This is a genomic window from Micromonospora sp. NPDC006431 (assembly GCF_042870725.1).
In the GTDB taxonomy this organism is placed as follows: domain Bacteria; phylum Actinomycetota; class Actinomycetes; order Mycobacteriales; family Micromonosporaceae; genus Micromonospora.
This window is the reverse complement of sequence record NZ_JBIAHQ010000063.1, coordinates 1-5,217: the sequence shown is the minus strand read 5'-3', so window position 1 is coordinate 5,217 and position 5,217 is coordinate 1. Positions and strand designations below refer to the sequence as shown.

The 5,217-nt window shown below is 58.0% G+C and carries 2 rRNA genes; both read left to right on the top strand.

Annotation, left to right across the window (positions count from 1 at the left end):
- The first annotated feature begins 164 nt into the window (after window positions 1–164).
- Window positions 165–1,680: ribosomal RNA gene (locus ACFYM6_RS35930) — 16S ribosomal RNA — on the top strand.
- 374 nt (window positions 1,681–2,054) lie between these two features.
- Window positions 2,055–5,165 (top strand): 23S ribosomal RNA (locus ACFYM6_RS35925).
- The 16S and 23S rRNA genes sit together here, the layout of an rRNA operon.
- Window positions 5,166–5,217: the final 52 nt, after the last annotated feature.

Below are 5,217 nucleotides of genomic sequence, written 5' to 3'. Positions count from 1 at the left end.
GGGTTGCTGGATGGTGTGTGGTTGTTCTTTGAGAACTCAACAGGGTGCTTGATAAGCCAGTGCCAAATTGATTTATACCCCGGATTGGTCAGGCCTTTTGGTTTGGCTGGTTGGGATTCCTTTGGCAACACTTTTGTTGTCGGGATGGATTGTTCAACAAGTTTTTGTTGGAGAGTTTGATCCTGGCTCAGGACGAACGCTGGCGGCGTGCTTAACACATGCAAGTCGAGCGGAAAGGCCCTTCGGGGTACTCGAGCGGCGAACGGGTGAGTAACACGTGAGCAACCTGCCCTAGGCTTTGGGATAACCCCGGGAAACCGGGGCTAATACCGAATATGACCGCTGGTCGCATGATTGGTGGTGGAAAGTTTTTCGGCCTGGGATGGGCTCGCGGCCTATCAGCTTGTTGGTGGGGTGATGGCCTACCAAGGCGACGACGGGTAGCCGGCCTGAGAGGGCGACCGGCCACACTGGGACTGAGACACGGCCCAGACTCCTACGGGAGGCAGCAGTGGGGAATATTGCACAATGGGCGGAAGCCTGATGCAGCGACGCCGCGTGAGGGATGACGGCCTTCGGGTTGTAAACCTCTTTCAGCAGGGACGAAGCGTAAGTGACGGTACCTGCAGAAGAAGCGCCGGCCAACTACGTGCCAGCAGCCGCGGTAAGACGTAGGGCGCGAGCGTTGTCCGGATTTATTGGGCGTAAAGAGCTCGTAGGCGGCTTGTCGCGTCGACTGTGAAAACCCGCAGCTCAACTGCGGGCCTGCAGTCGATACGGGCAGGCTAGAGTTCGGTAGGGGAGACTGGAATTCCTGGTGTAGCGGTGAAATGCGCAGATATCAGGAGGAACACCGGTGGCGAAGGCGGGTCTCTGGGCCGATACTGACGCTGAGGAGCGAAAGCGTGGGGAGCGAACAGGATTAGATACCCTGGTAGTCCACGCTGTAAACGTTGGGCGCTAGGTGTGGGGGGCCTCTCCGGTTCCCTGTGCCGCAGCTAACGCATTAAGCGCCCCGCCTGGGGAGTACGGCCGCAAGGCTAAAACTCAAAGGAATTGACGGGGGCCCGCACAAGCGGCGGAGCATGCGGATTAATTCGATGCAACGCGAAGAACCTTACCTGGGTTTGACATCGCCGGAAATCCTCCAGAGATGGGGGGTCCTTCGGGGCCGGTGACAGGTGGTGCATGGCTGTCGTCAGCTCGTGTCGTGAGATGTTGGGTTAAGTCCCGCAACGAGCGCAACCCTCGTTCGATGTTGCCAGCGCGTTATGGCGGGGACTCATCGAAGACTGCCGGGGTCAACTCGGAGGAAGGTGGGGATGACGTCAAGTCATCATGCCCCTTATGTCCAGGGCTTCACGCATGCTACAATGGCCGGTACAATGGGCTGCGATACCGTGAGGTGGAGCGAATCCCAAAAAGCCGGTCTCAGTTCGGATCGGGGTCTGCAACTCGACCCCGTGAAGTCGGAGTCGCTAGTAATCGCAGATCAGCAACGCTGCGGTGAATACGTTCCCGGGCCTTGTACACACCGCCCGTCACGTCACGAAAGTCGGCAACACCCGAAGCCGGTGGCCCAACCCGTAAGGGAGGGAGCCGTCGAAGGTGGGGCTGGCGATTGGGACGAAGTCGTAACAAGGTAGCCGTACCGGAAGGTGCGGCTGGATCACCTCCTTTCTAAGGAGCACCATCCGTCGAAAGACGGTATGGAGCCCGCGACCTGCGGATGTCGGGTCGGGGTGCTCGATTGGCGGAGACACTGGCGAGCTTTTCCCTGGCAACGGCCGGAGGTTCTAGTACACGCCCCTTGGGGTGCAGGAACGAGTCCGATGGTGCGGCTGGGAGGAAGCGATAAGCACCCTGTTGGGTCCTGAAAGAACAACCATGGGTTGTCTTTCAGAGCCGAAGCTTGAGGCGTGAGGCCTTGAGGTTGGTGCCAGGCATGGCCTGGTGTGGCATACCGCCGGCGGTTGTCGGGTTTGGTGTCGCACGGATCGGGTTGTGGGTTGGTCGTTTGTTGAGAATTGCACAGTGGACGCGAGCATCTTTGTGGTCAAGTTGTCAAGGGCGAACGGTGGATGCCTTGGCACCAGGAGCCGATGAAGGACGTGGGAGGCCGCGATAGGCCTGGGGGAGCTGTCAACCAAGCTGTGATCCCAGGGTGTCCGAATGGGGGAACCCGGCTGGAGTCATGTCCAGTCACCCGCACCTGAACACATAGGGTGTGTGGGGGGAACGCGGGGAAGTGAAACATCTCAGTACCCGTAGGAAGAGAAAACAAAGAGTGATTCCGTGAGTAGTGGCGAGCGAAAGCGGATGGAGGCTAAACCGGCTGCGTGTGATACCTGTCAGGGGTTGCGTGGTCGGGGTTGTGGGACCCTGCTACACGAGCTGACACTCGTGTGAGGAGTTACAAAGCCAGTTGCTAGCCGAACAGTCTGGAAAGGCTGACCGTAGGCGGTGAGAGTCCGGTAGGTGAAAGTGGCTGGTCTTCTGTGGGTGTTCCCGAGTAGCGGCGGACTCCTGAAATCTGCCGTGAATCTGCCAGGACCACCTGGTAAGCCTAAATACTTCCTGGTGACCGATAGCGGACGAGTACCGTGAGGGAATGGTGAAAAGTACCCCGGGAGGGGAGTGAAATAGTACCTGAAACCGTTCGCCTACAATCCGTCGGAGCCTTGCGGGGTGACGGCGTGCCTTTTGAAGAATGAGCCTGCGAGTTAGTGGCATGTGGCGAGGTTAACCCGTGTGGGGGAGCCGTAGCGAAAGCGAGTCTGAATAGGGCGTTTGAGTCGCATGCTCTAGACCCGAAGCGGAGTGATCTAGCCATGGGCAGGCTGAAGCGCGGGTAAGACCGCGTGGAGGGCCGAACCCACCAACGTTGAAAAGTTGGGGGATGACCTGTGGTTAGGGGTGAAAGGCCAATCAAACTCCGTGATAGCTGGTTCTCCCCGAAATGCATTTAGGTGCAGCGTCGCGTGTTTCTTGCCGGAGGTAGAGCACTGGATGGTCTAGGGGGCCCACAAGCTTACCGAAATCAGCCAAACTCCGAATGCCGGTAAGTGAGAGCGCGGCAGTGAGACTGCGGGGGATAAGCTTCGTAGTCGAGAGGGAAACAGCCCAGATCACCAGCTAAGGCCCCTAAGCGTGTGCTAAGTGGAAAAGGATGTGGGGTCGCATAGACAACCAGGAGGTTGGCTTAGAAGCAGCCACCCTTTAAAGAGTGCGTAATAGCTCACTGGTCAAGTGGTTCCGCGCCGACAATGTAGCGGGGCTCAAGCACACCGCCGAAGCTGTGGCACTCACATATTAACCTTGCAGGGACTTGATTCCTTGTGCAGGTGTGTGGGTGGGTAGGGGAGCGTCGTGCCGGGGGTGAAGCAACGGGGTGACCTAGTTGTGGACGCGGCACGAGTGAGAATGCAGGCATGAGTAGCGAAAGAAGGGTGAGAAACCCTTCCGCCGGATGACCAAGGGTTCCAGGGCCAGGCTAATCCGCCCTGGGTGAGTCGGGACCTAAGGCGAGGCCGAGAGGCGTAGTCGATGGACAACGGGTTGATATTCCCGTACCCGCGAAGGAGCGACCCTGACGAACCTCGCTGTGCTAACCACCCGAACCGGCGGAGGTCTTCGGACCGATGTTGGGGAGCGTGGGAACCTGGCGGGTAGTAGTCAAGCGATGGGGTGACGCAGGAAGGTAGCTGATCCCGGCCGGTGGTTGTGCCGGGGTAAGCGTGTAGGCCGTGCCGTAGGCAAATCCGCGGCGCATATAGGCTGAGACGTGATGCCGAGCCGATTCAGGTGAAGTCAGTGATCCTATGCTGCCGAGAAAAGCCTCTAGCGAGTTCCGAGCGGCCCGTACCCCAAACCGACACAGGTGGTCAGGTAGAGAATACCGAGGCGATCGGGCGAACTGTGGTTAAGGAACTCGGCAAATTGCCCCCGTAACTTAGGGAGAAGGGGGGCCGGAGACGTGAAGCCCCGCGCGGGTGGAGCGTTGTATGGCCGCAGAGAGCAGGGGGAAGCGACTGTTTACTAAAAACACAGGTCCATGCGAAGAAGTAATTCGATGTATATGGACTGACGCCTGCCCGGTGCTGGAACGTTAAGGGGACCTGTTAGCTCTTCGGGGCGAAGCGGAGAACTTAAGCGCCAGTAAACGGCGGTGGTAACTATAACCATCCTAAGGTAGCGAAATTCCTTGTCGGGTAAGTTCCGACCTGCACGAATGGCGTAACGACTTCCCCACTGTCTCAACCACAGGCCCGGCGAAATTGCATTACGAGTAAAGATGCTCGTTACGCGCGGCAGGACGGAAAGACCCCGGGACCTTTACTATAGCTTGACATTGGTATCTGAGTTAGTTTGTGTAGGATAGGTGGGAGCCGGTGAAGCTCTAACGCCAGTTAGGGTGGAGGCAATCTTGAAATACCACTCTGGTTGATTCGGGTATCTAACTTCGGACCGTTATCCGGTTCAGGGACAGTGTCTGGTGGGTAGTTTAACTGGGGCGGTTGCCTCCTAAAGGGTAACGGAGGCGCCCAAAGGTTCCCTCAGCCTGGTTGGCAATCAGGTGTTGAGTGCAAGTGCACAAGGGAGCTTGACTGTGAGACTGACAGGTCGAGCAGGGACGAAAGTCGGGACTAGTGATCCGGCACTGGCATGTGGAAGCGGTGTCGCTCAACGGATAAAAGGTACCCCGGGGATAACAGGCTGATCTTCCCCAAGAGTCCATATCGACGGGATGGTTTGGCACCTCGATGTCGGCTCGTCGCATCCTGGGGCTGTAGCAGGTCCCAAGGGTTGGGCTGTTCGCCCATTAAAGCGGTACGCGAGCTGGGTTTAGAACGTCGTGAGACAGTTCGGTCCCTATCCGCCGTGCGCGTAGGATACTTGAGAAGGGCTGTCCCTAGTACGAGAGGACCGGGACGGACGAACCTCTGGTGTGCCAGTTGTCCCGCCAGGGGCACGGCTGGTTAGCTACGTTCGGAAGGGATAACCGCTGAAAGCATCTAAGCGGGAAGCTCGCTTCAAGATGAGGTATCCCACCACCCTTCGGGGTGGGTAAGGCCCCCAGCTAGACGACTGGGTTGATAGGCCGGAAATGTAAGCCCGGTAACGGGTTCAGTTGACCGGTACTAATAGGCCGAGGACTTGACTACTAAGCTGCTACGCGTCCACTGTGCAACTCCCGACAAACGAACAATCACACCA